25 protein-coding genes are annotated in these 26,132 nt (G+C 71.6%); 8 read left to right on the top strand and 17 right to left on the bottom strand.

The window, feature by feature from the left end:
- Nucleotides 1–23 precede the first annotated feature (23 nt).
- Complete coding sequence (locus MDN94_RS24870) at nt 24–767, top strand: carbonic anhydrase (protein WP_482728069.1); 744 nt, start codon at nt 24–26, stop codon at nt 765–767.
- A 186-nt stretch (nt 768–953) separates the two neighbouring features.
- Here the strand turns inward: MDN94_RS24870 and MDN94_RS24865 are convergent, their stop codons facing one another.
- Nucleotides 954–1,754 carry a class I SAM-dependent methyltransferase gene (locus MDN94_RS24865; protein ID WP_482728068.1) on the bottom strand — a complete coding sequence of 267 codons (801 nt, stop codon included), beginning with the start codon at nt 1,752–1,754 and terminating at the stop codon, nt 954–956.
- A 139-nt stretch (nt 1,755–1,893) separates the two neighbouring features.
- On the opposite strand from MDN94_RS24865, the gene MDN94_RS24860 reads away from it, so the two are divergent.
- From MDN94_RS24860 to MDN94_RS24850, 3 genes are all read left to right on the top strand, one after another.
- Nucleotides 1,894–2,925, top strand: coding sequence for an SPFH domain-containing protein (locus tag MDN94_RS24860; protein WP_482728067.1), 1,032 nt, complete (start codon nt 1,894–1,896; stop codon nt 2,923–2,925).
- On the top strand, nt 2,922–3,851 hold the full coding sequence (locus MDN94_RS24855; protein ID WP_482728066.1) for a hypothetical protein: 930 nt from the start codon (nt 2,922–2,924) through the stop codon (nt 3,849–3,851). The genes MDN94_RS24860 and MDN94_RS24855 overlap by 4 nt, the downstream gene beginning before the upstream one ends.
- A 300-nt stretch (nt 3,852–4,151) precedes the next feature.
- Complete coding sequence (locus MDN94_RS24850; protein ID WP_482728065.1) at nt 4,152–4,802, top strand: DUF4360 domain-containing protein; 651 nt, start codon at nt 4,152–4,154, stop codon at nt 4,800–4,802.
- 65 nt (nt 4,803–4,867) lie between these two features.
- Here the strand turns inward: MDN94_RS24850 and MDN94_RS24845 are convergent, their stop codons facing one another.
- Genes MDN94_RS24845 through MDN94_RS24835 form a run of 3 tightly spaced genes read right to left on the bottom strand, consistent with a single transcriptional unit; the run spans nt 4,868 to nt 7,289 of the window.
- Nucleotides 4,868–5,671 carry an amino acid ABC transporter ATP-binding protein gene (locus tag MDN94_RS24845; RefSeq protein WP_482728064.1) on the bottom strand — a complete coding sequence of 268 codons (804 nt, stop codon included), beginning with the start codon at nt 5,669–5,671 and terminating at the stop codon, nt 4,868–4,870.
- A 53-nt stretch (nt 5,672–5,724) separates the two neighbouring features.
- Complete coding sequence (locus tag MDN94_RS24840) at nt 5,725–6,555, bottom strand: amino acid ABC transporter permease (RefSeq protein WP_482728063.1); 831 nt, start codon at nt 6,553–6,555, stop codon at nt 5,725–5,727.
- On the bottom strand, nt 6,522–7,289 hold the full coding sequence (locus MDN94_RS24835; protein WP_482728235.1) for an ABC transporter substrate-binding protein: 768 nt from the start codon (nt 7,287–7,289) through the stop codon (nt 6,522–6,524). Before MDN94_RS24835 ends, MDN94_RS24840 begins: the two co-directional genes overlap by 34 nt.
- 322 nt (nt 7,290–7,611) lie before the next feature.
- Here MDN94_RS24835 and MDN94_RS24830 point away from each other — a divergent pair, with 322 nt between their 5' ends.
- Both MDN94_RS24830 and secD read left to right on the top strand, forming a co-directional pair.
- Nucleotides 7,612–8,034, top strand: coding sequence for a hypothetical protein (locus tag MDN94_RS24830; protein ID WP_482728062.1), 423 nt, complete (start codon nt 7,612–7,614; stop codon nt 8,032–8,034).
- A 161-nt stretch (nt 8,035–8,195) separates the two neighbouring features.
- On the top strand, nt 8,196–10,526 hold the full coding sequence (gene secD, locus MDN94_RS24825) for a protein translocase subunit SecD (protein WP_482728061.1): 2,331 nt from the start codon (nt 8,196–8,198) through the stop codon (nt 10,524–10,526).
- Between the two features lie 260 nt (nt 10,527–10,786).
- Here the strand turns inward: secD and MDN94_RS24820 are convergent, their stop codons facing one another.
- Entirely contained in the window at nt 10,787–12,055 is a 1,269-nt protein-coding gene (locus MDN94_RS24820; RefSeq protein ID WP_482728060.1) for an MFS transporter, read from the bottom strand.
- A gap of 237 nt (nt 12,056–12,292) precedes the next feature.
- Here MDN94_RS24820 and MDN94_RS24815 point away from each other — a divergent pair, with 237 nt between their 5' ends.
- A complete protein-coding gene (locus MDN94_RS24815) occupies nt 12,293–13,570 on the top strand; it encodes a ricin-type beta-trefoil lectin domain protein (RefSeq protein WP_482728059.1) in 1,278 nt (425 codons plus the stop codon).
- A 189-nt stretch (nt 13,571–13,759) separates the two neighbouring features.
- Here the strand turns inward: MDN94_RS24815 and MDN94_RS24810 are convergent, their stop codons facing one another.
- From MDN94_RS24810 to MDN94_RS24800, 3 genes are all read right to left on the bottom strand, one after another.
- Nucleotides 13,760–14,527, bottom strand: a complete 768-nt coding sequence (locus tag MDN94_RS24810) for an NPP1 family protein (RefSeq protein WP_482728058.1) — start codon at nt 14,525–14,527, stop codon at nt 13,760–13,762.
- A 175-nt stretch (nt 14,528–14,702) separates the two neighbouring features.
- The gene (locus tag MDN94_RS24805; RefSeq protein ID WP_482728057.1) at nt 14,703–15,143 is read right to left on the bottom strand and encodes a GNAT family N-acetyltransferase; all 441 of its coding nucleotides are present in this window, start codon (nt 15,141–15,143) and stop codon (nt 14,703–14,705) included.
- 297 nt (nt 15,144–15,440) lie between these two features.
- Nucleotides 15,441–15,809 carry a hypothetical protein gene (locus tag MDN94_RS24800; RefSeq protein ID WP_482728056.1) on the bottom strand — a complete coding sequence of 123 codons (369 nt, stop codon included), beginning with the start codon at nt 15,807–15,809 and terminating at the stop codon, nt 15,441–15,443.
- A gap of 344 nt (nt 15,810–16,153) precedes the next feature.
- Between MDN94_RS24800 and MDN94_RS24795 the strand changes: the two genes are divergently transcribed.
- On the top strand, nt 16,154–16,663 hold the full coding sequence (locus MDN94_RS24795) for an SRPBCC family protein (RefSeq protein ID WP_482728055.1): 510 nt from the start codon (nt 16,154–16,156) through the stop codon (nt 16,661–16,663).
- A gap of 151 nt (nt 16,664–16,814) precedes the next feature.
- Here the strand turns inward: MDN94_RS24795 and MDN94_RS24790 are convergent, their stop codons facing one another.
- From MDN94_RS24790 to MDN94_RS24750, 9 genes are all read right to left on the bottom strand, one after another.
- Nucleotides 16,815–17,729 (bottom strand): LysR family transcriptional regulator, encoded by a 915-nt coding sequence (locus MDN94_RS24790; protein ID WP_482728054.1) that lies wholly within the window; start codon nt 17,727–17,729, stop codon nt 16,815–16,817.
- Nucleotides 17,726–18,919: a glycine C-acetyltransferase gene (locus MDN94_RS24785; protein ID WP_482728053.1), complete on the bottom strand. Its 1,194-nt coding sequence runs from the start codon at nt 18,917–18,919 to the stop codon at nt 17,726–17,728. Before MDN94_RS24785 ends, MDN94_RS24790 begins: the two co-directional genes overlap by 4 nt.
- A 45-nt stretch (nt 18,920–18,964) precedes the next feature.
- Entirely contained in the window at nt 18,965–19,993 is a 1,029-nt protein-coding gene (gene tdh, locus MDN94_RS24780) for an L-threonine 3-dehydrogenase (protein ID WP_482728052.1), read from the bottom strand.
- 147 nt (nt 19,994–20,140) lie between these two features.
- Nucleotides 20,141–21,193, bottom strand: a complete 1,053-nt coding sequence (locus MDN94_RS24775) for a DUF6397 family protein (RefSeq protein ID WP_482728051.1) — start codon at nt 21,191–21,193, stop codon at nt 20,141–20,143.
- Nucleotides 21,194–21,302: 109 nt separating this feature from the next.
- Nucleotides 21,303–21,707, bottom strand: a complete 405-nt coding sequence (locus MDN94_RS24770; RefSeq protein WP_005307718.1) for a roadblock/LC7 domain-containing protein — start codon at nt 21,705–21,707, stop codon at nt 21,303–21,305.
- 102 nt (nt 21,708–21,809) lie between these two features.
- Nucleotides 21,810–22,424 (bottom strand): GTP-binding protein, encoded by a 615-nt coding sequence (locus MDN94_RS24765; protein ID WP_482728050.1) that lies wholly within the window; start codon nt 22,422–22,424, stop codon nt 21,810–21,812.
- A 171-nt stretch (nt 22,425–22,595) separates the two neighbouring features.
- A complete protein-coding gene (locus tag MDN94_RS24760) occupies nt 22,596–23,147 on the bottom strand; it encodes a DUF742 domain-containing protein (RefSeq protein WP_482728049.1) in 552 nt (183 codons plus the stop codon).
- On the bottom strand, nt 23,144–23,566 hold the full coding sequence (locus MDN94_RS24755; RefSeq protein WP_482728048.1) for a roadblock/LC7 domain-containing protein: 423 nt from the start codon (nt 23,564–23,566) through the stop codon (nt 23,144–23,146). Before MDN94_RS24755 ends, MDN94_RS24760 begins: the two co-directional genes overlap by 4 nt.
- The gene (locus MDN94_RS24750) at nt 23,563–26,127 is read right to left on the bottom strand and encodes a sensor histidine kinase (RefSeq protein WP_482728047.1); all 2,565 of its coding nucleotides are present in this window, start codon (nt 26,125–26,127) and stop codon (nt 23,563–23,565) included. Before MDN94_RS24750 ends, MDN94_RS24755 begins: the two co-directional genes overlap by 4 nt.
- Nucleotides 26,128–26,132: the final 5 nt, after the last annotated feature.

Genomic DNA, 26,132 nt, shown 5'->3' with positions numbered 1-26,132 from the left:
GCCGATGGATCTACGTTCGCTTCGTGAAGCAGACACCGGGAACGAACTCATCCGCCGGCAAAAGCCGTCGTACCCTGCTGCGCGCCGCCGTCGCGGGCGGGGCCCTGGCCTCCGGCGCTCTCGCAGTGGGAGGCACGCCGGCATCGGCGTCCCCCGGGCCGACAACGGCCCGCCGAACACGGCCGGACACTCCCGCACGGGCCCTGCGCGAGCTGTCGGCCGGCAACCGCCGTTGGCGGACCTTCCGGCAGCAGCACCCGCACGAGACCGCTGCGGTGCGCGAGGAGCTGATATCCGGTCAGTCACCCTTCGCCGTGGTCCTCGGCTGCATCGACTCGCGGGTGCCGCCGGAGCTGGTCTTCGACCAGGGTCTCGGTGACCTGATGACCGTGCGGTCCGCCGGCGAGGTGCTCGACGAGGCGGTCCTCGGCAGCGTCGCGTACGGGGTCCTGGAGCTGGACATACCCCTCGTCGTGGTGCTCGGCCACCAGTCCTGCGGCGCGGTGACCGCGGCGGTGCACGCGGAGGAGACCGGGGAGGAACTCCCCGCCCACATCCAGTACATCGCCGACCGGATACGGCCGGCCATAGACCACTCCCAGCAGGGCGCGGCGCGCGTCGACTCCACGATCACCCGCAACGTCGGGATGGTCACCCGCCTCCTCGCCCGGGAGCCCGACCTGGCGGCGAGGATCGCCACCGGGAGGCTCGCGGTCGTCGGCGCCCGCTACGAGCTGACCTCGCAGCTTGTGCACACGGTCGCCTGACGTCTCCGCCGGGCCGGCCGAGGCGTCCCGGCCGGCCCCGAGGGGTCGGGCGGCCCTCATGCCGGAGGTACCGCTCCCCGCCGACCCACCCGCACCACCGACGGACAGGCGGGCCGGGACGTGGCGGCGCAGGCCGGAGCGACACATCCGGGGCTGAACCACGGGCCGATGGAGCCTTCCGCCCGGTCAGACGTCCCGCGGTTTGCGGGCGACGACGAGACGGGCGCGGGGGCTGCCGTCCGGGAGCCGGCCCAGTTGCGTCAACGGGAGGAGTTCCACGGCGAATCCGGCGCGGCCGAGGTCCCCGAGCACGGCGGAGAGCGGGAAGGTGCGGTAGTACATGACGAAACGCGGCCGCCAGAGGGCGTTGCGGATCCGCATCGCCGCGTCGAACCCGAGCAGGGTCCAGTAGAGCAGCGAGTCAGGCCCTGGCGGTGCCATGACGGGAAAGGCGAAGCAGCCTCCGGGGCGGAGCGCGGAGTGCGCCTGGGCGAACAGAAGCGGGCGCTCACTGGGCAGGAAGTGCCCGAACGCGCCGAAGCTGACAGCCAGATCGAAGGCGGGAGCGAACGGCAGCGCCCGCGCGTCGGCCCGTACCCAGGAGACGGCCGGCCCGTCCCGGCCGATGCCCGGCGGGTCGGCGTCCCCTGCGGACACGGCGGACGCGGCCGCGAGGTGGGGCGCGGCCGGGGCATGCCGCAAGGCCGCGGCGGCGAGCATGCCCGCGCTGAAGTCGACGCCCACGGCCCGCTTCCGGCACACCTGGCGGAGCACATCCACGCCCGCGCCGGTCCCGCAGCAGATGTCGAGGCCCGCGGCGAAGGGGCCGAGCGGGCGCAGGGTGCCGGCCACGGCGTCCAGCAGGCGGTCCGAGGTGCGGAACGGCGTGCGGTCGAACTTGGGGGCGAGCAGGTCGTAGCCGTGCTCGACGGAGGAGAGCGCCTGGACGGCGAGCTCGCGCAGCGTGGGGCCGTGTTCGGTGAACATCGCGGCTCAGCGTAGCGCCTGGCGCACCGTCAGGGGTCCGCGCTCCTTGCGGCCACAACCACAACCACCACCTTTCGTCGTATTGACGATAACCCTTCGAGCGAATATCGTCACAGAGACGAAAAGAGGGGGTCCTGTCATGGCCGACATCACCGCACGTCTCGGCTGGCGCCACTTGCGCGCCGCACCCACCGCCCACGTCCGCCACCACAGGCGCGGACGCCTCGCCCACGACGGCACGGGCCTGAGCTTCTGGTTCCGCGCGCTCACCGCCGCGCTCTCCGAAGTACCGGTCGACGACCGCGAGCTGGCCGTGGCGTTCCACGCCCGCACCGCCGACTTCCAGGACGTCTCGGTGCAGGCCACCGTGACGTACCGCATCAGCGAGCCGTCGACAGCCGCCGCCCGTCTGGACTTCTCCATCGACCCGGACACCGGGGCGTGGCGCGCCGCACCGCTGGAGCAGATCGCCACCCTGCTCACGGAGACCGCGCAGCAGCACGCGCTCGACGTGCTCGCGCGCACCCCGCTGTCGTCGGCGCTCGCCGACGGAGTCGCATCCGTACGCGGGCGCATCACGGAGGGGCTGGCCGCGGAGCCCCGGCTGCCTGCGACGGGTATCGAGGTGGTGGCCGTGCGGGTCGTGGCGATCCGGCCGGAGCCGGAGGTCGAGCGCGCCCTGCGGACCCCGGCACGCGAGCAGATCCAGCAGGAGGCGGACCGCGCGACGTACGAACGCAGGGCGGTCGCCGTGGAGCGCGAGCGCGCCATCGCGGAGAACGAACTCGCCAGCAAGATCGAACTGGCCCGTCGCGAGGAGCAGTTGGTCGAGCAGAACGGCACCAACGCACGACGTCAGGCCGAGGAGAGCGCGGCGGCCGACGCGGTGCGGGCGGAGGCGGAGGCGAAGCGGAAGGTGCGCCTCGCCCGGGCGGAGGCCGAGGCCGCGGAGGCAGTCGGCGCGGCACGGGCCGGGGCCCAGGCGGCCTGGCTGCGGGTGCACGGCGACGTGGATCCCGCCACCCTGCACGCCCTGGCGGTCACCCGGCTCGCCGACAATTTGCCGCGGATCGACAGTCTCACCCTGTCCCCCGACGTTCTCACCGGCCTGCTCGCCCGGCTCGGCGGGCAGCAGCAGCCGGGCGGGGCCGGCGGCGGAGGCGGATCGTGAGTCTGGCCCCGCGGGCCGTCCTGGTGCACCGGACCACCGAGTACGAGGAGTTGCTCGCGCGGCACGGGACCCATGGCCAGGCCGACTTCTTCCTCGCGTCGCGGGGCCGGAGCATCCGCGACGTGGCCCGGCGGCACCATCGGGCGCAGCAGGCGCTGGCGGCGGTGGCGGCCGCCGTTCCGCTCCAGTGGCGGCAGACCAGGGTGGAGCGGGGCGACCTCGACCGGTTCCTGTTCGCACCCGAGGACGTGGTGGTCGTAGTGGGACAGGACGGACTGGTGGCCAACACCGCCAAGTACCTGTCGGGCCAGCCCGTCGTGGGGATCGACACGGAACCGGGCCGCAATCCGGGGGTCCTGGTGCGCCATCGCGTCGAGGACGCCCGGCGGCTGCTCCGCTCTGCCGCGCTGCCCGGACGCTCGGCGGACGAGCTGACCATGGTGGAGGCGGTCGCCGACGACACCCAGCGGCTGCCGGCGCTGAACGAGATCTATCTCGGGCGACCCGGGCACCAGACCGCCCGTTACCGGCTGGACGAGGACGGCGAGGGACCAGGCGGGGAGGGGTCCGGAGGAAAGGAATCGGGCGGGGAGGCCCAGGCGTCGTCGGGCGTGCTGGTGGGCACGGGGACGGGCGCGACCGGCTGGCTGCGCTCACTGTGGCAGGAGCGGGGCAGCACCCTCGCGCTGCCCGGTCCCGCGGAGGCGCGGCTCGCGTGGTTCGTCAGAGAGGCCTGGCCGTCCCCCACGACCGGGACGCGCCGGGTGGCCGGTGTGCTCGGCCGCGGGCAACGGCTCCGGATCACGGTGGAGTCGGACCGGCTGGTCGTCTTCGGCGACGGCATGGAGAGCGACGCCCTGAGCGTCACATGGGGACAGTCGGTGTCGCTCGGCATCGCGGACACCTCTCTGCGACTGCTGGATTGAGCCGAAGGCCGCCGCCGGGCAGGCCCGCCGAATGGCCGGACATCGCTCTGGTCCTTCCCCCCATGGGTTTCTACCATTCGACCAACTCCCGGGCCGCGAACGCCCGGGAGCCTCGGCCACTAATGTCATGTGCATGACGTTTCAACAAGTCCGGCACGCACGGCCGAATCACAGGACGGTCCAGCGCATTTGGTCCGTGACGGCCCACGCCACGCGAGCGGACGGCCGCACCCCCCACCTGACGGCCGGGCATCCCCATGCCCGGACCGCCCGGCACTGACAGCAATGGATTGGAGAACCATGACCGGTGGACTGCTGGTGAGCGGAGCGTTGGCCGCGCTGCTCGCCTCCGCGATCCCCTCGCAACAGAGCCCGTCCGTCATCACCGACCCCCCGCCGGACAAGATCGTGATCGAGGTGGCGACGGTCAACGGCTCCGGATGTCCCGCGGGGACGGCCGCCGTCGCCGTCTCACAGGACAACACGGCCTTCACCGTGACGTACAGCGACTACCTCGCCCAGGTCGGCGGCGGCGCCCCCAGCACCGCGTTCCGCAAGAACTGCCAGCTCAATCTGATCGTGCACGTGCCGCACGGCTTCACATACGCGGTCGCCAGCGCCGACTACAGAGGCTATGCCTCGCTCCAGCCCGGCGCGAGCAGCACCGAGAAGGCGTCGTACTACTTCCAGGGCTCGCCGAACACCGAGTCACGCACGCACTCGTTCCGCGGCCCGTACGACGACAACTGGCAGGCCACGGACGAGACGGACTGGGCGCAGCTTGTGTGGGCGCCCTGCGGTGTCCAGCGCAACTTCAACATCAACACGGAACTGCGGGTCAATGCCGGCACGTCGGACCCGTCGCAGACCAGCTTCATGACCATGGACTCCACCGACGGCGACATCAGCACCATCTATCACCTGGCCTGGAAGGAGTGCCCGGGACGCTGATCCGCGCGGCCCCGGCCGGGAACGCCCCCGCCCGGCCGGGGCACCGGGCAGTGCCCGTGCGCGGATCACAGCTCCTTGGCGGGGCCTTCCGAGCCGGTCTCCCCCGGCTGTTCCGCGGCGGCCGGATCCAGGATGCGCATCAGGAAGTTGCGGGTGCGTTCGTGCTGCGGGTCGCCCACGACCCGTTCCGCCGGCCCCTCCTCGACGATCACACCGTCGTCCATGAAGACCACGCGGTCGGCGACCTCCCTGGCGAAGCTCATCTCATGGGTGACCACCATCATCGTCATGCCCTCGGCCGCCAGTTGGCGCATGACCGCGAGGACGTCGCCCACCAGCTCCGGGTCGAGCGCGGAGGTCGGCTCGTCGAAGAGCATCACCTCCGGTCCCATGCTCAGCGCGCGGGCGATCGCCACCCGCTGCTGCTGGCCGCCGGAGAGCTGCGACGGAAAGGCGTCGGCCTTGTCGGAGAGGCCCACCCGCTCCAGGTTGTGCCGCGCCACCTCCGCGGCCTTCGCCTTGTCCCTGCGCAGGACCCGCCGCTGCGGCAGCGTGAGGTTCTCCGTGACGCTGATGTGCGGGAAGAGGTTGAACTGCTGGAAGACCATGCCGATCCGGCGGCGCACGGCGTCGATGTCGACATCGAGGTCGGTGACCTCCGTGCCGCCCACGAACACCTGGCCGGCGGTCGGCTCCTCCAGCAGGTTCACACAGCGCAGCAGCGTCGACTTGCCGGAACCGGACGGGCCGATGACGCACACCACCTCGCCCCTGCCGATGTCGAGGTCGATGCCGCGCAGCACATGGTTGTCACCGAACGACTTGTGCAGGCCCCGGATCTCGATCTCGGAACGGTCCGAACTGTCCATGATCCCGCTGCTCCCGCTTCCCGACGACTGTGACCCGACCGGCATGTGAACCCTCACCTCGCCTTGTCGGCGCGGGTCTCGAGGCGGCGCACCACGAAGCTGAGCGGCACGGTCACCAGGAGGTAGCAGAGCCCCGCGACGAGGATCGGCGTGGAGCTGGCGGTCTGGCTGGCGAGATCCCTGCCGAACTTCGTCAGCTCACGCTCCTCGAGGGTGACTCCGAGGAACAGCACCAGCGAGGAGTCCTTGAAGAGCAGGACCAGTTCGTTGGTGAGCGGGGGAATGACGATCCGGAACGCCTGCGGAATGATCACCGAGACCATGGCCCTGGCGTGCGAGAAGCCCAGCGACCTGGCGGCCTCCATCTGCCCCTTGGGCACCGCCTGGATGCCAGCCCTGATCGTCTCCGCCATGTAGGCGGCGGCGACCAGACCGAGACCGAGGGCGACCTTGCCGTAGGTGCCGCCGGGGATCTCGGTGCCGGGAAAGGCCAGCGGCACGGCCACACCCACGAAGATGAAGATCAGCAGTGCGGGAAGACCGCGGAAGATCTCGATGTAGATGCCCGCCACCCACCTGTAGGGGGCGACCGACGACAACCGCATCAGCGCGATGACCAGACCGAGCACCAGGCCGAAGACGAAACCGGACACCGTGTAGACCACCGTGTTGCGCAGCGCGGTGGTGATGATGGCGGGAAACAGCTCGGAGGCGAGGTCCTTCTGCGCGAACTGGTTCTGCAGACGGTCCCAGTCGGCCAGCAGGCCGATCACGACGAGCGCCGCGACGAAGACCGCGTACTGGATGCCCTGCGACACCCGCCGCCGCTGGCGGCGGGTGAGGCGTGAGGTCACGACTGCGCCTTGGGCAGCGGGCCGATCCACTGCTTGTAGAGCTTGTCGTAGGTGCCGTCGGCCCGGGCGTCCTGGATCGCCTTGTCAATGGCGGCCCGCAGCTTGTCGTTGCCCTTCTTCACCGAGAAGCCGTACTGCTCACCGGTCTCGATGTTCTGGCCGAGGGCGAACTGGGCGGCGTTCGCCTCGTCCTTGAGCCAGCCCTGCACGACGGGATAGTCGATGATCACCGCGTCGACCTGGCCGGTGCGCAGCCCGTTCAGCACCGCGTCCGAGCTCTCGAAGGCGACGGGGTCGAAGCCCTGACTCTTGGCGTAGCTCTCCCCGGTGGTTTCCGCCTGCGCGCCGAGCTTCTTCTTCCCCGACTTGACCTCGTCGAGCGACGTCACGCCGCTCTTCTTGGTCGCCAGCAGTGCCTGGGTCGCGTCGAAGTAGGGGACGGAGAAGTCCACGTTCTTCTTGCGGTCGTCGGTGATGGTCATACCGGCCGCGGCGAGGTCGCACTCCCCGGAGTTGAGGAACGCGCCGGTCTTGAAGTTCTCGAACGGCGTGTCGAGGATCTTCTGCTCGACGCCGAGGTTCTTCGCCACCAGGTCGATCAGCGCGACGTCGAAGCCGACGACCTTGCCGCCCTGCTCGAACTGGAACGGCGGGTAGGGCAGGTGGGTGCAGGTGGTCAGTTTGCCCTTCTCGACCACGGGGACGCCTCCCGCGGCCTCGCCCGGTCCTTCGTCGGAGGAGCCGCATCCGACGGCGAGGAACATCCCGGCGGCCACGGCACCGGCTGTGGCGCGGACGCGGAAGCTGCTGCGGTGGCTGCGATGGCCGCTGGCCGTCCCGAACACGATGACCTCCAGGAGTGGGGGGACACGGAAGGCCGCGGTCCGCGACCGTCCGCCGAGATCGTAAGCCACGGGACGCGTGGTGCGCCGGAGCCGTCCATCAGGTGTTCCACCCTTCGGACACTCCCCGGAGACCGGCACCCGCGGCGGTGGTCCACCCGCCAGGCTCTAGGCTGAGCGGCGGCAGACGTCCGGCCGGATTCCGGACGTCCCCAGGGAGCGACGACGTGTGAGGGAGGGCGGGATGGGGAGACGGGTCCGGCTCGTCCTCGGGACCGCACTGCCGGCGGCCCTCTTCTGCGTCTGGTCGGTGTTCCTCCTTCTCACCGGCGCCGCCGACCACGGTGCGCAGCCCGTCGCCGGCCCCGTCGCGGTGGCGCCTGCCAAAGCGATCGCGGGAGCCCCCCTCCGCCCCGTCGCGGCGCACCGGACCGTGCCGAACACGCTCCAGGCCCGGCCTGTCGCGGCGGTCCCTCAACTACTGACCGCGGAGAACACTGAGCGGCCGCCCGGCACTCCCCCGGCGCTGCCGGGTGCTCCGGTGTCCGCGCACGCCCATCCTCTGTACGGCCGTGAGACGGCCGGCCCGCGCCAGGAGCGGGCTCCGCCCTCCGGCGTGTACGACCCGCGGCACACCCGCGGTCCCCCCTCCACCCGGCGCAGCTGACGTTCCGGGGCCTGTACCGGGCCGATCCGCCGCCAGGGCCCCAAGGCGTCCGCCGTCCGGCACCGCGGCGTGTCCGCGGACGGGTGCGCGTGACGTCCTCTTCCTCGCGTCCCATTCAGCGCAGGCGCCGGGCGCGCCTGCGTGCTGCCCGTGGAGCACCCATGTCATCTCGCGCAACGTTCTGGCGGGCGCTGATCGCGCTCGCCGTCGTCGCCGTGTCCCTGTACGTCGCCCTGACCACACCGGCCCGGCTCGGCCTGGACCTGCGGGGCGGAACCCGCATCGTCCTCGAGACCCGGGACTCCCCCACTGTGACCGCCGACCGGGAGGCCACCGACCGGGCGATGGAGGTGCTGCGCCGGCGCGTCGACGGCCTCGGCGTTACCGAGCCCTCCCTCGCGCGCTCCGGTGAGCGGCGCATCATCGTCGAACTTCCCGGCCTGAAGGACCCGCGTGAGGCCGCGAAGGTCATCGGCCGCACCGCGCAGCTGACCTTCCACCCCGTCACCGGCACCTCTGAAGGGCCCGGGGGCGCTCCCGTGAAGGACGGCTCGCGCCTCCTTGCCGACCCCGACGCACCGGGGCAGTTCCTGCGGCTCGGCCCGCCCGCCCTCACCGGTGACGGGGTCGAGGACGCGGAGGCGGTGCTCGACACCCTCGAGGGCCGCGGCTGGAGTGTCGACCTCTCCTTCCGCGGCGACGCGGCGAAGCAGTGGGCCCGCATCACGGGCGAGGCGGCCTGCGCGGCGCCCGCCGATCCCGCGCGCAGGGTTGCGATCGTCCTTGACGACGCGGTGGTGTCGGCGCCTGGCATGCAGAGCAGCGTGCCCTGCGGTGCGGGCATCACCGGCGGATCCGCGCAGATCACCGGCGGGTTCACCCCGGACGAGGCCCGCGACCTGGCCGCCCTGGTCAAAGGCGGCGCGCTGCCCGTGCCGGTGACGACCGTGGAACAGAGCACCGTGGGGCCGACCCTGGGCGCGGAGGCCGTCCGGGCCAGCGCGGCGGCAGCGGTGATCGGACTTCTCTGCACCGGCCTGTTCGTCATCGTCGTGTACCGGCTCCTCGGCCTCCTCGCCACGGTGGCGCTCGCGCTGTACGGGCTGATCTCGTACGCGGCCGTCGTGGCCCTCGGCGCGACGCTCACCCTGCCGGGACTCGCCGGGTTCGCGCTGGCCATCGGAATCGCCGTGGACGCCAACGTGCTCGTCTTCGAACGCGCACGAGAGGAGTTCAACCGCCGCGGAGGCCGGGGCGGCGCCCGGCGGCGCGACCTGAAGTCCTCGCTGCGCACCGGGTTCGGCAAGGCGTGGAGCGCCGTGGCCGACTCGAACATCACCACGCTGCTGGCCGCCGGGCTGTTGTTCGTGTTCGCGACCGGCCCGGTGAAGGGCTTCGGTGTGACACTCGCGATCGGCGTGCTGGCATCGATGGTCTCGGCCATGCTGATCACGCGGCTGCTCGCCGAGTGGGCGCTGAGCGTCCCGTACGTCCGGCACCGTCCCGGGCTGACCGGCATGGCCCGGCCGGGGCGGCTGCGTGAGCGGCTCGCCCGGCGTACGCCGCGCCTGATGCGGCGCCGGCGCCGCTGGCTCGGGATCTGCTCGGGGCTGCTGCTCCTCGCGGTCGCCGGAATCGGCTTGCGCGGTGTGGAGTTCGGGGTGGAGTTCACCGGCGGCCGGGTCGTGCAGTACGCGGCCGAAGGGTCCGTCGACGCGGACACGGCCCGCGAGGCGGTCGTCGGCGCCGGATTCCCCGACGCGGTCGTGCAGTCGACCGACGACGACGGGATCTCCGTACGCACCAAGGAAAGCGGCGACGACGAGCAGGAGCGGATCCGCGGCGCGCTGGACGATGTGGCAGGGCAGTTGACCATGGAACGCGACGATCTCATCGGGCCCAGTCTGGGCAGCGAGCTGCGCCTGTACGCGCTGATCGCGCTCGGCGTCGCGGTGGCGGCACAACTGCTGTACCTGTCCGTGCGGTTCCGTTGGACGTTCGCGACGGCCGCCGTCGTCGCGATGGCGCAGGACGTGGCCCTCGTCGTGGGCCTGTTCGCCTGGCTCGGCAAGCCGATGGACAGCGTCTTCCTCGCCGCGCTGCTGACCGTCGTCGGTTACTCGGTCAACGACACGGTCGTGGTGCTCGACCGGTTGCGGGAACTCCGCAGGGCCGGCGGCTCGATCCCGCTGGAGTTGCTGGCGGACCGGGCCGTCGCGCAGACGCTGCCCAGGACGGTCAACACGGGCATGGGCGCGCTGTTCGTCCTCGTCGCGCTGGCCGTCCTGGGCGGTGACTCGCTGGCCGACTTCTCGATCGCCCTGATCGCGGGGGTGGTGATGGGGATGGCGTCCACCGTCTTCACCGCGATGCCCGTGGCGCTCGTACTCCAGTCCCGGTACCCCGAGTCACGTGGGAGCGGCGGGGCCGGACGCGCGAAACCGGCGAAGGAGCACGGCAGGGCGAGGGACCGCTCGGGCGCCGTGGTCTGATCCCGGACACGGCCGGACATGGGCCGCCGCCGCTGCGGCAGTTGATGCCACAGCGGCGGCGGGTGTGCCGGGCCGGGTTCCGCGGCCGTCAGGCGGCGAGGTCCTCGCCCGCGGTGCGGTTCCACTTGGTGTTTTCTGCGGTTGCCGCGCTTTTCCGCGGTTGCCGCGATGCGATTGCGCTGACCGCGTCGGGCGGTGTGCGGCCTGGCTCCGCTGGTTGTTTCCGGCGGTTGCGCGGCGCGGTGCCGGGGTGTTGCGGATCAGCGGCGCGCCGCGGTGACCGGTGCCGGTGCGGCGGTCGTCACGGCCGCGGGCGTGGTGCCGGCCGTCGCGGTGGCCGGATCGGCGGTGGTGGACCCGGCGACGACACGGCTGTCTCCGCGGGACTCCCGGCGTTCGAGGAAGGCGGAGAGGACCGCGAGGACGAGCGCGGCCGCGGCGAGGACGGCGCCGACCCAGTTGGGGGCGGTGAGCCCCATGCCGGCGGCGATCACGATGCCGCCGAGCCACGCGGACAGCGCGTTGCCGAGGTTGAAGGCGCCGATGTTGACGGCGGAGGCCAGGGTCGGGGCACCGTGGGCCTGGTCCAGTACACGCTTTTGCAGCGGGGGCACGGTCGCGAAACCGAGGGCGCCGATCAGGAGGATCGAGATCGCGGCCAGGACCTTGTGGTGCGCGGTGACGGTGAACAGGCCGAGGACCACGGCCAGTGCCGTCAGAGTCGTGTAGAGCAGGGGCATGAGGTGCTTGTCGGCGTACTTGCCGCCGAGCAGGTTGCCACCGACCATGCCGACTCCGAAGAGGACGAGCAGCCAGGTGACGGATGTGTCTGCGAAGCCGGCGACCTCGGTCATCATCGGCGCGATGTAGGTGATCGCGGCGAACACGCCGCCGAAGCCGAGCACGGTCATCGCCATGGCCAGCAGAACCTGCGCGTTCTTGAACGCGGCCGCCTCGTCGCGCAGCCGCACGCCCTGCGGCCTCGGCATGTCGGGGACGAGCCGGGCGATGCCGACCAGGCCGACGACGCCGAGCAGGGCGACGATCATGAAGGTGGTGCGCCAGCCGATGGACTGGCCGATCAGGGTCCCCCCGGGAACGCCGACCACGTTGGCGACGGTCAGACCGGTGAACATCATCGCGATCGCGCCGGCCTTCTTGTCCGGGGCGACCAGTCCTGCCGCCACGACGGAGCCGATGCCGAAGAACGCGCCGTGTGCCAGGGAGGCCACGATCCGACCGGTGAGCATCAGGCCGAAGGTGGGCGCCAGGGCCGACAGGACGTTACCCACGACGAAGAGCCCCATCAGCAGCATCAGCATCCGCTTGCGGGACACCTTGGCACCGAACGCGGTCATCAACGGGGCGCCGACGACCACGCCGAGGGCGTAGCCGGTCACCAGCAGACCCGAGGTGGGGATCGAGACCCCGAAGTCGGCCGCGACCTCGGGAAGCAACCCCATGATCACGAACTCGGTGGTGCCGATGCCGAAGGCACCGACAGCCAGGGCCAGCAGCGCAAGAGGCATGGGAGGACCTTTCAGAGATTTGTGAGTGCGCCTTACGAGCGTCGACAATAGTTGCAGACGCATTTGATTGCAAGCGCTCGATTTTGCAGAGCGGCTGCACTCGGAGGCCGCCCCCGTCCAGGTCCGTACCAAACCCTTGACACTCGCTTAGTTCACTTCTTAAATCACATAATGAACTAAGCCTGTCATATCCATGACAGGAGCCCCTTCCTCCCTCACGCATCGGAAGGGAGAGTCATGGACTCCCCGCGCTCCCCACGGCGCCTGCTCGCGGCCGTCGTCTCCGTACTGGCCCTGGCCACGGTCGGCACCGGCCTGGCGACCGGCGCGCCCTCACCGTCACTCCAGGCCGCCCCCGCTCTCCGGTCGGCGGCCGAGGCCGCCGCCGTCACGTTCTCCGACGATTTCGACGGGCCGGCCGGCGCCGCCGTCGACAGCGGCAGGTGGCAGATCGAGACCGGCGACAACGTCAACAACCACGAGCGGCAGTACTACACGGCCGGCAACCGGAACGCCGCACTCGACGGGCAGGGCCACCTGGTCATCACCGCCCGCCGCGAGAACCCCGGCAACTACCAGTGCTGGTACGGACGTTGCGAGTACACCTCGGCCCGGCTGAACACCGCGGGCAAGTTCACCACCACCTACGGCCGGGTCGAGGCCCGGCTGAAGGTGCCGCGCGGGCAGGGCATGTGGCCGGCATTCTGGATGCTCGGGAACGACATAGGGCAGGTCGGCTGGCCCGCCTCGGGCGAGATCGACATCATGGAGAACGTCGGCTTCGAACCGTCGACCATCCACGGCACCCTGCACGGCCCCGGCTACTCTGGGTCCGGCGGCATCGGCGCCGGATACACGCTCCCCGGCGGCCAGGCCTTCGCGGACGCCTTCCACACCTTCGCCGTCGACTGGTCGCCGAACAAGGTGACGTGGTCGGTGGACGGCAACGTCTACCAGACCCGCACGCCGGCCGATCTGGGCGGCCGTCAATGGGTGTTCGACAAGCCGTTCTTCATCATCCTGAATCTCGCGGTCGGCGGCTACTGGCCCGGTGACCCCGACGGCAGCACCGTCTTCCCCCAGCAGCTCGTCGTGGATCATGTGCGGGTCACCACGGGTGACAGCCCGGCGACCGGCGGGCCGATCACCGGCATCGGCGGCAAGTGCGTGGACGTGGCGGAAGCGAACACCGCCAACGGCACCCCCGTACAGCTCTACGACTGCAACGGCACCGCGGCGCAGCGGTGGAGCGTGGGGACCGACGGCACCATCCGGGCGCTCGGCAAGTGCCTCGACGCCGCCTCCGGGGGTACCGCCGACGGCACCCTCGTGCAGATCTGGGACTGCAACGGCACGGCGGCCCAGCGATGGGACGCCAACGCGGCGCGCGACATCGTCAACCCCCAGGCGAACAAGTGCCTCGACGCCGGCGGCAACAGCTCCGCAAACGGAACCCGGCTCCAGCTCTGGACCTGTACCGGGGGCGCCAACCAGAAGTGGACGGTCACCAGATGAACCGCTGACGTGCTGAAGCGGCCGCTCCGCCGGGCCGGTGCGGCGCCACCGCACGGTCCGCCGGGCCGCCCGTGAAGAACCCGCGGGCCGGGCATCCATCGAGGCATGTGCGGCCGCGGGCCTGTGATCATCCCCGTCGGGTGCCGGATCGGAGCTCCGTGAAGCGGGTGTCCGCTCCCGGGGGCGTCCTCATGCGTGGGGGTCGAACGGGATACCGGCAGGTTTGGCCTTCTCCAGGTGGTAGTTGAAATTCCCGTCCTTCAGGCCGAAGACGGCGCCGCCGAACTGAGCCTGGCTCAGCTTGTCGCGCAGGCCGGCCGGGTAGCCGTTCCAGCCGACGAGGCGGGGGAACTGCCATCCGTGGTAGTGGTTCTCCGGCGGCTCGTCGTTGGAACCCGCCGGCCGGAAGCAGTGCGTGCCTATACCGTCCTTGTGGTAGACGATCTTGGGGTGGGTGCCGTCCCACCGGATGCGGTCCCGGCCGTGAATGTCGAAGTTGCCGTGGGCGGACGTGGACACGTACCGCGCCTCGCCGTTCTGCACCCACACCACGACGTGCTCCCAGTCGTGGCGATGACCGCCGAGTCCACTGCCGGCGACGGCCTGGTCCTTTTCGAAGTAGAGGCCGTACATGACCGCGCACCAGCCGTTGTTGCACTTGTGGCGCGCGTATCCGTTCGTGTTGTCGAGATCCCATGCGTCCCGGCACTGGCCGTTGACCGCACCGGCGGTGTCGAGTCCGGTGGCTACGGTCCCATCGGGTCCGATGGCGGGTGTGGGATAGCAACCGTCCGTGTCGTAGTCGTAGGCCGGCTGGAAGGTCTGCTCCAGTCCGTCCGCGTTGGCGGGCAAGGCGGTCGGCGGGGCGGCGACAGCGCTGCCGGAAGACGCCACGACGAGCACGGCGGCGCTGCCGAGAACGAGCGAGACTCTGCTGAGACGTGATGTGCTGCGCAATGCGTCCTCCTGGTCGGCCGGCGGTGTGGGGCACGCGGCTCTGCTGGCATGCCCATATCAATCTTGGCCAACCGCGTTGGCGCGAGCGCACTTTGCCCGTCACCGTCCCGGCCGTAGGTCGTGCGCAGCGCCGCACGGTGCGTGGTACCCGGTGCGCCGCCCGGCGTGCCGGCCCTCAGGTCAGCCGGAGGTCGACGTAGGGCACGCTGTCGCCCGGCAGCAGATACCGTTCGATCTCGGTGAACCCCCGGGACCGGGCGAATTGGAGCCCGTCCTCGTTCGACGCGAGGACGACCGTCTCGATCACATCCGCGCCGAGTGCGCGCGCCTCTGCCAACTCCCGCTCGTAGAGCTGCCCGCCGATTCCCTGGCGACGGTGAGCGGGAAGCACCCTGGAGATCACCGTGGCGGTCGACGTGCCGTCCGCCGGCGGACGAACGGTCGAGCAGCCGACGAGGACGTCGCCGAGGTACGCCACGGTCAGACGGTGGCGCCCGGAGCGCTCACGGACCTCGTCGAGCGACAGGAGGTGCGAAGGGATGATCGTGTTGTGGACGTGCTGCCAGTCACGGAGCATGGCATCACCGTCCACCTGCTGGATGCGGAGTGGGGACACGGCAACAGAAGACCGTGTCCACCGCGAGCACGTCAACTGCAATAGCGATGCCGCGAGATGACAAGAGGACGCGGCTGATCCCCCGCCCCGCAGGCACGGGCCCCCGCCGCCGCGAGCCACGCCTCCCGCCGGGGCGCCCCCTCACCTCACGCCGGCCGGCACGGAGCGCGCCGTCCGCCGCGACCGTCGGGACGGCCGTGACCGTGGTGATCGCGGTGACCGCACACGGGTGCAGTGGTGACCCCGTCGCCCCGCACGCCGTCAGGCCGTCAGGCCGTCAGGCCGAGGAGCCGCCTGTCATGCCGAGGCGTCGTGGGCGGTGGCGGCGGCCGCGGCCGCGGCGATCGCGCTGTCGGCCGTGGCGAACACACCCAGCGGGAAGCGGGAGGGATCGGCGCTCGCCCTCAGCACCCGACGTGCGGCGGCGCTCGGCGTGGCGACGGACAGGGGGACTCTCAGACCGCTGCACGTGCGATGGACGCGGAGCACCGCGCTGAGCGTGGCGGCACCCACCATCGGCGCCGCAAGGACGACGACCACGGGCAGCGGCAGATGGCAGCGGACGAGACGTGCGACGTTCTCCGCCGTGACCGCCCGGGCGGTGATGTCGATGTCGACGCGGATCGTGACGACCAGGACTCCCCGGTCGACCGCATGAGTAAGCATCGCGATTCTCCGATCACGCGCCTTATGAGAGGTTTGGCCGTATTGAAGCTGCCCACGGGGCCGGTCCGCAAAGCGCCACGACGTGCTCCCGCCGAGACTTCTCGCTCGAGCCCCGGCCCCTCTGTTCGCCCGAGCGGCAGTCCGCCGTACTGTCATGGCGCCGGAACACGGCCGGTCACGGTCCTCGCCACACCCTTGGCCGCCGCCCATGTATGCCGTACGCGTTTGCACCGCATTGCCCAACCACCTGAAATGCGCACCGACTTGGACACGGCCGCCCCTCGGCACGACGCCGGGACGCGGCGCGATAGCGTCGGACGCCCACGATGATCGGAGTCGTACGCATGGTCCGCATACTCAGCGTCTCGGACAGCGTCGTGATCGGCGCCGCCCCCTCAATGATCTACGCGCATGTGAGCAATCCCGCGCTGATGGGGCGCTGGAGCCCCGAGAACCGCGGCGCGACGGTGCGCAGCGGTGGCGAACAGGCCTACGTCGGCATGGTCTTCGACGGCCGCAACACGCGCGGGCCTGTGAGCTGGACCACCCGCTGCACCGTCACGGCCGCCGATCCCGGCGAGCGGTTCGCGTTCCGGGTACGCGCCATCGGCAGGCGGCGGCCTGTCCTGCCCGGACGCATCGCCACCTGGGAGTACCGCTTCGAGCGCGCCGCCGACGGCGGGACGCGGGTGACCGAGACCTGGATCGACGACCGCCGCGCCTGGCCCGACGTCGTCGCCAACACGTTCGACAAACTGGCGACGCGGGGGCACACCTTCGCCGAGTTCCAGCGCCGCAACATCCGTACGACACTGGAGAACCTGAAGAGGGCGATGGAGGCCGAGGTCTCCTAGGGCCTCTCGTTGGATCAGGCCGGATCCGAACGAAAGACCCCGGCACCCCGGCCGGCCCGCCCCGGGCCGGGAGGGCCCCGGCGGTTCTGCCACGGTGGGGCCGCCCCCTGATCGCGGCACGTGCGCCCCGTCCGGCGCCGGACGCCGTCGGTCAGTCCGTGGACAGACCCTGCGCGTTGTGAGCCAGGGCGTCGAGCACCGGCCGGATCAGCGGATGGTCCTCCGCGCCACGGCGGACCGCGGCGAAGACCCGGCGGGTGGCCGCCGGGCCCGCGACAGGGCGCACGACCGTGTCGCGCAGTTCCATGCCGCGCAGGGCGGAACGCGGCACCAGCGCGACCCCGGCGCCCGCTCCGGCGAGAGCGACGACGGCACGGAAGTCGTCGGAGGAATGCAGCAGACGCGGCTCGAACCCGGCCAGCTCGCACGCCAGCAGCACCATGTCGTGGCACGGGTTGCCCGGGTAGGGCCCGATCCAGTCACTGTCGGCGAACTCGGCGAGCTCCACACGGTCCCTCGTGGCGAGCGGATGGTCTGCGCGCAGCACGGCGTCGAACGGTTCCGCGTACAGCGGCACCCGGGCGAGCCGGCGGTCGCCCGCACCGGGAGCGCCCCGGTACTCCACCGCGACCGCGAGGTCCGCCGCCCCGTCGAGCACCAGCGGCAGGCTCTCGTCGCCCTCGGCGTCCCGCACGCGTACCCGAATACCGGGGCGGGTCCGCGAGAGCCGGTCTATGGCCGGGGCCACGACCTCGGCGATGCCGGTGGCGAACGCGGCGACGCTCACCTCACCGGCCACGCCGCCCGCGTACTCGGCGAGCTCCGCCTCCGCCCGTTCCAGCTGCGCCAGGACGGCGTGGGTGTGGGTGAGCAGGATGTCGCCCGCCGCCGTCAGACGCACACCCTTGCCGCTGCGGATCAGCAGGGCGTGGCCGGTTTCCTGCTCCAGCGCGTTGAGCTGCTGGGACACGGCCGAGGGGGTCAGGTAGAGCGCGGAGGCCGCGGCGGTCACCGTACGGTGGTCCGCCACAGCCCGCAGGATTCGCAGCCGCCGGGGGTCGATCACCCGCCCATTGTCGCGCGTGCGTCGACGAAGGCCGCCACCGCCCGCGTCACGTCCTCGGTGGAGTGCGCCGCCGACAGCTGGACGCGGATCCGGGCCTGTCCCATCGGGACGACCGGGTAGGAGAAGCCGATGACGTAGACGCCGCGCTCGAGCAGCAGCTCCGCCATGCGTCCGGCTTCGGCGGCGTCGCCGATCATGACGGGAGCGATGGCGTGGTCGCCCGGCAGGATCTCGAAACCGGCCGCCGCCATCTCGGTGCGGAAGAGCTTGGTGTTGGCGGCGAGCTTGTCCCGCAGGTCGCCGGCGGACTCCAGGAGGTCGAGGACCTTGAGGGAGGCGGCGGCGATCACCGGGGCGAGGGAGTTGGAGAAGAGGTACGGGCGCGAGCGCTGGCGCAGCAGCTCGACGATCTCCGCGCGGGCGGCGACGTAGCCGCCGGAAGCGCCGCCGAGGGCCTTGCCGAGGGTGCCGGTGATGATGTCGACGCGGTCCATCACGCCGTGCAGTTCGGGCGTGCCGCGGCCGCCGGCGCCGACGAAGCCGACGGCGTGCGAGTCGTCGACCATGACCATGGCGTCGTATCGGTCGGCAAGGTCGCAGATCTCGGCGAGCGGGGCGACATAGCCGTCCATGGAGAAGACGCCGTCAGTGACGATCAGGCGGCGGCGGGCGTCCTGCGTCTCCTTGAGCTGCTGCTCGAGGTCGGCGAGGTCGCGATTGGCGTAGCGGTGGCGGCGCGCCTTGGAGAGGCGGATGCCATCGATGATGGAGGCGTGGTTGAGGGCGTCGGAGATGACGGCGTCCTCGGGGCCGAGGAGCGTCTCGAACACGCCGCCGTTGGCGTCGAAGCAGGAGGAGTAGAGGATCGTGTCCTCCTGGCCGAGGAACGCCGCAAGGCGCTGCTCGAGTTCCTTGTGGATCTCCTGGGTGCCGCAGATGAAGCGGACCGACGCCATGCCGTAGCCCCAGCGGTCGAGGGCGTCCTTTGCCGCGGCGACGACCTCGGGGTGGTCGGCGAGACCCAGATAGTTGTTGGCACAGAAGTTGAGGACGTCGCCCGGGGCGCCGCCCGCGGTGACGGCGACCGAGGCACTCTGCGGGGTGCCGATGACGCGCTCGGGCTTGTAGAGACCGGCATCGCGGATCTCGTCGATCGTGGCACGCAGGTCGTCGCGGACGGACGCGTACATGAGGGGTTCTCCTAGGTCTGGGGCTCGGACGCGGGGATACGGGACTCAGACGGTCCAGTCGAGGATGATCTTGCCGCTGCGGGCGGTGGCGGCCTCGTCGAAGGCCGCGTCGAAGTCCTGGTAGCCGTAGGTGCCGGTGATCACGGGGCTGAGGTCGAGACCGCCTTCGAGCAGGACGGTCATCGCGTACCACGTCTCGAACATCTCCCGTCCGTAGATGCCCTTGATGGTGATCATCGAGGTGACGATCTTCGACCAGTCGACGGCGAACTCCTGGGCGGGCAGGCCGAGCATCGCGATGCGGCCGCCGTGCGTCATGTTGTCGACCATGTCGCGTACGGCTTCGGGGCGGCCGGACATCTCCAGGCCGATGTCGAAGCCCTCCTTGAGACCGAGCTGTCGCTGCGCCGCGGCGATGTCGGTCTCCGCGACGTTGACCGCGAGGGTCGCGCCGACCTTGCGGGCCAGTGCGAGCCTGGACTCGCTGACATCGGTGATGACGACATTGCGCGCGCCGGCGTGCCGGGCGACCGCCGCGGCCATTATCCCGATGGGGCCGGCACCGGTGATCAGTACGTCCTCCCCTACGAGAGGGAAGGAGAGCGCGGTGTGCACCGCGTTGCCGAAGGGGTCGAAGATGGCGGCGACGTCGAGGTCCACCTTGGTGCGGTGCACCCACACGTTGGAGGCGGGCAGCGACACGAACTCGGCGAACGCCCCGTCGCGGCCGACGCCGAGGCCGATGGTGCTGCGGCACAGGTGACGGCGGCCGGCGAGGCAGTTGCGGCACTTGCCGCACACCAGATGGCCCTCGCCGCTGACGATGTCGCCGACGGCGATGTCCTGGACGTCCGAGCCGATCGCGGCGACCTCGCCGACGAACTCGTGCCCGAGGACACGCGGGGTGGTCACGGCCTGCTGGGCCCAGCCGTCCCAGGACCTGATGTGCAGATCGGTGCCGCAGATGCCGGTGCGCAGCACCTTGATCAGCACGTCGCCCGCTCCGGTCTCCGGCTCCGGCACGTCCATGAGCCAGAGGCCCGGCTCGGCATGCTGCTTGACAAGTGCCTTCATCGGTGCGGCTCCAGGCATGGTGACGGACAGGCGGTCGCGATGACCGGATATCGAAAATAAGGCCCCGGTCAGTGGACGGGCTCCAATTTGCCCAGCTCGGAGCGTCACGTCCATCGAGGTTTTCTTAAGCGGGCCAACAGCGCAGCTTCATGCCTGCCCTGCCGGGGTCCGCCACAGCCGCCCCAGCAGGGCACGCGCCGTCCCCCGCGAGCGGCGCCCGGACCGGACACCAGAGGCTCCCGGACCCGACGTCCGCGCGTCGGAGGTCCGGACGCTCGAAGGCCGGCTCCAGGGACGGGAGCGCCTCGGGCCCTGCACGAGGGCGGGGCGTCCGGCCGTGGCCACGGCGGGATGCGGGGCCGATGAGTGGAGGGCTTTGAGTGGGAGGGCCCCGTGAGGAGCGCGGGCGAGTGCCGCACCGGGTGCACGTGGTGCGCGACGCGGGGCCGCGGAGTGTTCGCGCGCCTCCCCCAGCGCCTCGGCAAGACTCGCCCTGTGCCACAGAATCTCGTCCGGGTGGTCGGCGGTCACCAGCCGCTCCACGATCTCCCTCCCGCGCGGCGACTTCGGCGGTGCGGACACCATCTCCGGGCGGAGGACGCTCAGACGGGAGCGCTCGTATGGATCGGGAACGTCCCCGGCGACGGTCACCGGGTCGAGCACCGCGGCGATGGCCGCCGCCCGCTGCCATGGATCGGAACTCGCGCGCAGCAACTGGCCGAGCCGCCGCCCCCGCCAATTACGCGGCCGCCTGTCCTCGCCCGCCGCCAGCAACGCCCGAAGCTCCGGCGGCGTCCGGCCGGTGAGCAGTGACGCATGGTCGCGTGCGAAGTCCAGCACGTCCTCGGCGAGATAGAGCCACACCACGGCGTGGTAGCGGTTGACGTAGAACCGCACCGGAGCGAGATGACCGGTACGGGCCAGCCGCAGGAAGCGGCCCTGGCTGATGGACGCCAGCTCCGCGCCGTCCACCGTGCCGACGGTACGCAGCCGCTCCCGGAGCGCGGCGGGGAAGCCGCGCCCGGCCCGCAGCCGGTCGATCTCCCGCCGCTCGACGCGAGGCGGCCCTCCGCTGTCGTCCTGTGCCGCGCGCACCTGACCCAGCTGGAGCGCAAGCGCCAACTCGCCCCGCTTCAGCGCCAGTTCCTGCGCGGCCCTGCCGAGCGCGAGGCTGGTCGTGGACGTCTGCCCTACCGTCATGGCGGTCTCCCCCGTGAGCTGTGGATACTCTCGGTGACGACCGTAGCCGGAAGCGAAGACATCCCGCCGCGCCCTGTGGACAACCTGCTCCACCGCAGGCCGGAGCGGGTCAGAACGGGCTGCCGCCGGGCTGGCGCGCCTCGACGCCCAGGTGCTCGCCGACCCTGTTGACCATGAGGGTCATCTCGTACGCGACCTGGCCGACATCCGCCTCTGCGGCCGTGAGGACACACAGACAACTGCCCTCGCCCGCCGCCGTCACGAAGAGCAGCGCCTCGTCGAACTCGACCATCGTCTGGCGTGCCCGGCCGGCGCGGAAGTGGCGGCCGGATCCCCTCGCGAGGGAGTGCAGGCCCGAGGAGACGGCGGCGAGATGCTCGGCGTCCTCTCGCGCGAGACCGGTACTGGCACCGGTCACCAGCCCGTCGTTGGACAGCACGAGTGCGTGCCTGACGTGTTCGACCCGTTTCGTCAGATCGTCCAGCAGCCAGTCGAGTCCCTTGTCCAACGCCATGGTCGTTCGTCCTCCCCGCTCCTACGTTCCCCGTGGCCCCGCGTTCGTCCGTAAGCCTTTCGCACGGCGCGGCGCAGGGCAAGGTGCGCCGGGCGGCCGCTGTCACCTCTGCTGCTCCGCCGGGCCGAGGAGCCGGGCCGTGTGGAAGCGTCCGGCGTACTCGACGAGGCGCACCAGGACCTCCTTCCCGGAGTCGCGTTCCCGGGCGTCACACAGCACCACGGGAGTCCCCTCGTCCAGGTCGAGGGCCCGGGAAACGTCCTCGACGGCGAAGGTACGCGCACCCGGGAAGCAGTTCACGGCGACGACGAACGGGATCCGGCGGTGCTCGAAGTAGTCCACGGCGGGGAAGCAGTCGCACAGTCGCCGCGTGTCGGCGAGGACCACCGCGCCGAGAGCGCCCTGGGACAGCTCGTCCCACAGGAACCAGAAGCGGTCCTGGCCGGGCGTCCCGAACAGATACAGCGACAGGCCGGACCGGATGGTGATGCGGCCGAAGTCCATGGCGACGGTCGTCGTGGTCTTGCGGTCGACGCCCTCCGTGTCGTCCACGGTGCGGCCGACCTTGCTGAGCTGTTCCTCCGTCCGCAGCGGCCGGATCTCGCTCACCGCGCCGACAAGGGTGGTCTTGCCGACGCCGAAGCCGCCGGCGACCAGGATCTTCAGCGCGAGGGCCGTGCTGTCCTCACTGGTGCCGTCAAGGATCTGGGAAACCATCGGTCGCTTCTCTCCGGAGTGGGTGTGCGGGTGAACAGCGGATGCCCCTAAGGGCGGGGCGGGACCGGGGGCCGTCGCGTACGCGCTGACGCGAGGAACGGGAACGGAGACGCACGCCCTGACACTGGAGTACCGCTCGCACGGCCCTGTGCGGCCGGTCGGCCCCGGCCCTCACAGCGCTCTCAGTCCCTCGATCACCTCTCGGAGGATCCGCTCGTCGGGCAGTTGCGCCGGCGGCACCGGCCGGCGGACCTTCACGAACCCCGCTTCGAGCAGGTCACCGAGCAGCACGCGCACGACACCGACGGGCAGATCGGCGTCGGCGGCGAGTTCCGCCACGGACTGGGTCTCGCAGCGGCACAGGGTCAGCAGCACCCGGTGCTCCGGGCCGAGCAGGGACTCCTCGTCCGGGCCGGGGCCGTCGGTGTCCACGACGACGAGCGCGATGAGATCGAACCGTACGTTGCTGGGGCCCGGCCTGGTGCGCCCGCCGGTCATGGCGTACGGACGGACGAGAGGGCCGGCCTCCGCGTCGTACCACTGGCTTCCGGTGGGCCCGACGCCTTCCGGCCCGGAAGGCGGGGGACCGGCGCCTGCCTCCCCGAAACCGGCGGACCCGAAGCCCGCAGGCCCCGTGCCCCTCTCCAGGGAGCCGCTCGGCCCGACGCCCCTCGGCACGTCCCTCGGCCCGACGCCGTTCGGTCCGCTGGCCGAGCCGCTCATGTCGCTTCGACGCGCGGCGGCGTGCGCAGGTGTTCGCCGACGCGCTTGACGAGGCGGGCCATCTCGTAGGCGACGAGGCCGATGTCGGCCGTGGCGGAGGTGAGTACGGCGAGGCAGGAGCCGTCGCCGGCGGCGGCCACGAAGAGGAAGCCGTCGTCCATCTCGACCATCGTCTGCCGTACTCCTCCGGCGCGGAAGTGCCGCCCGGCGCCCTTGGCGAGGCTGTGGAAACCGGAGGCGACGGCGGCCAGGTGTTCCGCGTCCTCGCGGCTCAGCGCACGGGACGCGCCCACCGGCAGGCCGTCGTTGGAAAGCACGACGGCGTGCCGCACCTGCCCGGCGCGCTGTACGAGATCGTCCAGCAGCCAGTCGAGGTCGCCGAACCGGTAGTGGGCCGCGGCTGTCTCGTGCTCGGTCATACGTGGTCTCCTTCGTTACCTGGGCCGGTCCGGCCGGGTGCGCTGCCGCCGCCTCTGGTCCAGCCGTTGCGGTACGCGGTCATCCGGTCGCGGACCAGTTCGGGGGTGCGGTGCTCGGGGGTGTCGTCGGCCGCCGCCGGGTCGCGGTGCTCCTCGGGCCGTGGCGCCTCGCGCAACTGCGGCACAAGGTGCGACTGCCGTACCCGGCGGGGGAGTTCACCGTCGCCGGTCCCGGTGGTGGTGTCCCGCAGTCTCAGTGCCCTCAGGGTGGGCGGCGTCCCTTGCCCTGGCGGGGCCCCGATCGCGGGACGGTGGGCCCGAGCGGTGACCGGTTCGGTGGGTGCGGTCCGTGGCGGGGTGGGCGGGGGAGGCGGAGCGGCGGGCGACGAGGAGGTGGACGCGGGCGAGGCCGACGTGGAGAGGCCGGGGTGCGGGGCGCCGCGCGGCGGCTCCGCCTCCGCGCGGGCGGTGCCGCGCTCACCGTCGGCGCCCGGCAGGGCGTGCTGCAGCAGATCGGTGGGCAGCAGGACAACGGCGGTGGTGCCGCCGTAGGGCGATGCCCGGAGTTGGACCTTGATGCTGTGGCGGGCGGCCAGGCGGCTGACGACGAACAGGCCGAGCCGGTCGCTGTCGAAGAGGTCGAGGGCCTCCGACTCCTCGAGTCTGCGGTTGGCCTCCGCCAGCGCGCCCTTGCCCATACCGAGCCCGCGGTCCTCGATCTCAAGGACATAGCCGTTGCCCACGGGCTCGCCGGTGACCCGCACCTTGGTGTGCGGAGGGGAGAACTGGGCGGCGTTCTCGACCAGTTCCGCCATCAGGTGCGTGATGTCGGCGACGGCCGCGCCCGTGACGGACGTCTCCGGCAGCCGGCGCACCTCTACGCGGGCGTAGTCCTCGATCTCCGACACCGCCGCCCGTACGACGGCGGTCAGGGGGACCGGCCTGCTCCAGGCCCGCCCCGGGGCGGCGCCGGACAGAATGATCAGGCTCTCGGCGTGGCGGCGCATCCGGGTGGTGAGGTGGTCGAGCCGGAAGAGGTCGCCCAGTTCGCCCGGGTCGTCCGCGCGTCGTTCCATGGCGTCCAGGAGGGTGAGCTGGCGGTGGACCAGTGTCTGGCTGCGACGGGCGAGGTTGACGAAGACGCCGGAGATGCCGCCGGCCAGTTCGGCGCGCTCCACGGCGGCGCTCAGGGCCGCGCGATGGACGGTGGTGAGCGCCTCGGAGACCTGTCCGATCTCGTCCTCCGCCGGCGCCCCGGGCGGGGCCTCCGCCTGGATGTCTATCTGCTGGCCGGTGCGCAGCCGGCGCATGGCGTGGGGGAGTTTGCGGCGTGCTATCTCCAGGGCCCTGTTGCGCAGGATGGTCAGTTCGACGACGAGGGCGCGCCCGATCCGGACGGAGATGACGAGCGATGCGGCGACGGCGACCAGTCCCAGCAGGACCGCCGCGCCCGCGACGGTGAAGACGCCTCCGCCCAGCGGGTCAAGTCGCTCGGCCGCACCGCGGCGCGCCTGTGCGGCGATGTCGCGCATACCGTCGCCGACGGCGGTGTACGCCCGGTCCCAGTCGCCGGCGGCGACGGCCGTGGCGGCGTTGCGTCCCGCGCTCGCGGCCGACAGCCGGTCCTCGGCCGTGCGCAGTGCCCGGTGCGCGGGCTGTGCGGTGAGTTCGCGCCATGCCTCACGTTCGGGGGCGCGCAGGTCGGCGGCGGCGCCCTCGACGAGAGCGGTGCGCGCGGCGACGGTGCCGGTGAACGTCCGCAGCCGGTCCTCGTCGAAGGTTCCGTCGATGTGCGCGGAGGTGACGAGGGCGTCCTCGCGCGCCAGCATCTCGCCCGCCCGCGCGAACTCGAGAAGTACGCGCGCGTCGGCGCCGGGCCCGTGGTCCTGGATGCCCGCGACGGCTCCGGCCACGTCGAACGCGGCGCCGACGGTGTCGGTGTAGGCCCCGTAGACCTTGTCCCAGGTGGTCTTGCCTTCGAGGACGGCGGTGCGCACGGTGTCCAGTTCTCCGGCCAGCGAGACGAAGCGGCCGAGGCGCCGGGCGACGGGCTGCGGTGTGTCACCGCCGTCGGCGACGGTGTGTGCGTCGTCGAGCCGCAGGCGGCGCACCGCGTCGTCGGTACGGCGGGCCTCGAGCGCGAGCGCGGACGCCCGCTCCTTCGAAGGGCCGCTCAACTGTTGCAGTGAGGCGCGCCGTTCGGCCTGGAGGGCGGCCACGGCCAGGGTGACGGGTTCGCTCACCTCGTCCTCGATGCGCTGGGCCTGACTCAGCCGCGCCATGTCCTGGGCGGTGGTGACCGTGGCGAAGCCCCACAGGGCCAGCAGCGAGAGGACGGGCACCATCAGCAGCGAGATGACTTTGGCGCGGACCGTCCTGGGTCGCTGGAACAGAGTCCGGGGGGAGACGGGCCACGGGGGTTGCTGGGGGCGTGGTTCCTGGCCGGTGTGCTCGACCGCGGGCGGCCCGGCATGGGCACGCCGCCCGCGGACCGCCGGCCCGTGCGGTGGCGGGTGCGGGACCGGCGAGTCGCCGTCCGGGGTCGTACGGGATGTGCGCATGGGCT

The sequence above is a fragment of the Streptomyces sp. WAC00040 genome (genome assembly GCF_056835925.1).
The sequence above is the reverse complement of the archived record's forward strand: the minus strand, read 5'-3'. Positions and strand labels throughout refer to the sequence as shown.

Bases quoted from the DNA above. Each gene is read 5' to 3' on its own strand.
- MDN94_RS24865 (WP_482728068.1), bottom strand. From the start codon at position 1,754: ATGTTCACCGAACACGGCCCCACGCTGCGCGAGCTCGCCGTCCAGGCG.
- MDN94_RS24860 (WP_482728067.1), top strand. From the start codon at position 1,894: ATGGCCGACATCACCGCACGTCTCGGCTGGCGCCACTTGCGCGCCGCA.
- MDN94_RS24850 (WP_482728065.1), top strand. From the start codon at position 4,152: ATGACCGGTGGACTGCTGGTGAGCGGAGCGTTGGCCGCGCTGCTCGCC.
- MDN94_RS24845 (WP_482728064.1), bottom strand. From the start codon at position 5,671: ATGGACAGTTCGGACCGTTCCGAGATCGAGATCCGGGGCCTGCACAAG.
- MDN94_RS24835 (WP_482728235.1), bottom strand. From the start codon at position 7,289: ATGTTCCTCGCCGTCGGATGCGGCTCCTCCGACGAAGGACCGGGCGAG.
- MDN94_RS24830 (WP_482728062.1), top strand. From the start codon at position 7,612: ATGGGGAGACGGGTCCGGCTCGTCCTCGGGACCGCACTGCCGGCGGCC.
- secD (WP_482728061.1), top strand. From the start codon at position 8,196: ATGTCATCTCGCGCAACGTTCTGGCGGGCGCTGATCGCGCTCGCCGTC.
- MDN94_RS24820 (WP_482728060.1), bottom strand. From the start codon at position 12,055: ATGCCTCTTGCGCTGCTGGCCCTGGCTGTCGGTGCCTTCGGCATCGGC.
- MDN94_RS24815 (WP_482728059.1), top strand. From the start codon at position 12,293: ATGGACTCCCCGCGCTCCCCACGGCGCCTGCTCGCGGCCGTCGTCTCC.
- MDN94_RS24800 (WP_482728056.1), bottom strand. From the start codon at position 15,809: ATGCTTACTCATGCGGTCGACCGGGGAGTCCTGGTCGTCACGATCCGC.
- MDN94_RS24795 (WP_482728055.1), top strand. From the start codon at position 16,154: ATGGTCCGCATACTCAGCGTCTCGGACAGCGTCGTGATCGGCGCCGCC.
- MDN94_RS24785 (WP_482728053.1), bottom strand. From the start codon at position 18,919: ATGTACGCGTCCGTCCGCGACGACCTGCGTGCCACGATCGACGAGATC.
- tdh (WP_482728052.1), bottom strand. From the start codon at position 19,993: ATGAAGGCACTTGTCAAGCAGCATGCCGAGCCGGGCCTCTGGCTCATG.
- MDN94_RS24775 (WP_482728051.1), bottom strand. From the start codon at position 21,193: ATGACGGTAGGGCAGACGTCCACGACCAGCCTCGCGCTCGGCAGGGCC.
- MDN94_RS24770 (WP_005307718.1), bottom strand. From the start codon at position 21,707: ATGGCGTTGGACAAGGGACTCGACTGGCTGCTGGACGATCTGACGAAA.
- MDN94_RS24765 (WP_482728050.1), bottom strand. From the start codon at position 22,424: ATGGTTTCCCAGATCCTTGACGGCACCAGTGAGGACAGCACGGCCCTC.
- MDN94_RS24760 (WP_482728049.1), bottom strand. From the start codon at position 23,147: ATGAGCGGCTCGGCCAGCGGACCGAACGGCGTCGGGCCGAGGGACGTG.
- MDN94_RS24755 (WP_482728048.1), bottom strand. From the start codon at position 23,566: ATGACCGAGCACGAGACAGCCGCGGCCCACTACCGGTTCGGCGACCTC.
- MDN94_RS24750 (WP_482728047.1), bottom strand. From the start codon at position 26,127: ATGCGCACATCCCGTACGACCCCGGACGGCGACTCGCCGGTCCCGCAC.